Annotated in this window: 1 protein-coding gene; it reads left to right on the top strand. The window is 71.6% G+C overall.

Annotated elements, in window-relative coordinates:
- On the top strand, window positions 1-1,485 hold a 1,485-nt coding region (locus SACSA_RS0110650), incomplete at its 5' end, for an acyl-CoA synthetase (protein ID WP_019815758.1).
- Window positions 1,486-1,541: the final 56 nt, after the last annotated feature.

Below are 1,541 nucleotides of genomic sequence, written 5' to 3'. Positions count from 1 at the left end.
TACGGCCCCCTGGCCGGGGCCGTGCGGGTCGCCGCACGCCGCGACGCGACCGCGGTCGGTCTGGTCGACGAGCGGGGCTCGCTGACCTTCGCCCAACTCGACCTCCGTTCCAACGCCCTCGCCCGGGCCTGGGCGCGGCGCGGTGTCGGCCCGGGCACGCCGGTGGCCGCTCTCTGCCGTGACCACCGCGGGCTGGTGCTCACGCTGCTCGCCGCGGGCAAACTGGGGGCTCCGGTGCTGCTGATGAACACCGGCTTCGCCAAACCGCAGCTCACCGCCGTCGCCGAGCGTGAAGGCGTGCGCGTGCTCGTCCACGACGAGGAGTTCGGCGAGCTGCTCGCCGACATCACCGGCGTCGATCGTTACCTGGCCTGGACCGACACCGAGACCGGTGCGACGGACGCACCCACCCTCGACGAGATCATCGCCGCGACCGACGACCACACCGTCCCCGCGCCGCCGAAACCGGGCGGTCTGGTCCTGCTGACCAGTGGTACCACCGGCACCCCGAAAGGCGCGCCCCGGCCGAAGGTCTCCCCGCTCGACTCCGCCCAGTTCCTCGACCGCATCCCGCTACGCGTCGGCGAGGCCACCTACATGGGCGCCCCCCTCTTCCACGCCACCGGGATCTCGCAGTTCATCCTTTCCTGCGCCCTCGGATGCACGGTGGTGCTGCGGCGCAAGTTCGACGCCGAAGCCGCACTCGCCGGGATCGCCGAGCACCGGTGCACCGCGTTGGTCGTCGTGCCCACGATGTTGCAGCGGATCGTCGACCTCGAGCCGGAGGTGCTCGCCCGGTACGACACCGCGAGCTTGCGCGTGGTGTTCGTCGCTGGTTCGGCGTTGCCGCCGGACGTCGGCAACCGGGCCACGGAGCTGTTCGGTGACGTGATCCACAACCTGTACGGCTCGACCGAGGTGGCCGTCGCCACGGTCGCCACGCCCCGTGACTGGCGCCGCGCTCCGGGCACGGTCGGCAAGCCGCCGGTCGGGTGCCGTGTGGCGTTGTACGACGAGCGGGGTCACCGCATCACCGAACCCGGCGTGACCGGACGCGTGTTCGTGGGCAGTGGTCTCGCGTTCGACGGCTACACCGACGGCAGGACCAAGGACATCATCGACGGTCTGCTGGCCACCGGGGACGTCGGGCACTTCGACGCCGACGGCCTGCTGTTCATCGACGGCCGGGACGACGAGATGATCGTCTCGGGTGGGGAGAACGTCTACCCGGTCGAGGTGGAGAACATCCTCGCCGACCATCCGGAGGTGGTCGAGGCCGCGGTCATCGGCGTGGACGACGCGGAGTTCGGGCAACGGTTGAAAGCCTTCGTCGTGCTCACCGAGGGCGCCTCGGTGGACGCCGAGGCGGTGCGCGAGCACGTCAAGCGCAACCTCGCCCGGTACAAGGTGCCCCGCGACGTCGAGTTCCTGCCTGCGCTGCCGCGCAACGCCACCGGCAAGGTCCTGCGCACGTCCCTGTCGTGACGCGGCACGGGCACCGTCGTTGACGCGGCGGCGCGGGCGCCGTGACGCCGCGCCCG

The organism is Saccharomonospora saliphila YIM 90502 (assembly GCF_000383795.1).
GTDB classification, from domain to species: Bacteria; Actinomycetota; Actinomycetes; order Mycobacteriales; family Pseudonocardiaceae; genus Saccharomonospora; species Saccharomonospora saliphila.
Note: the sequence above shows the minus strand (reverse complement) of the source record. Positions and strands in the feature narration are given on the sequence as shown.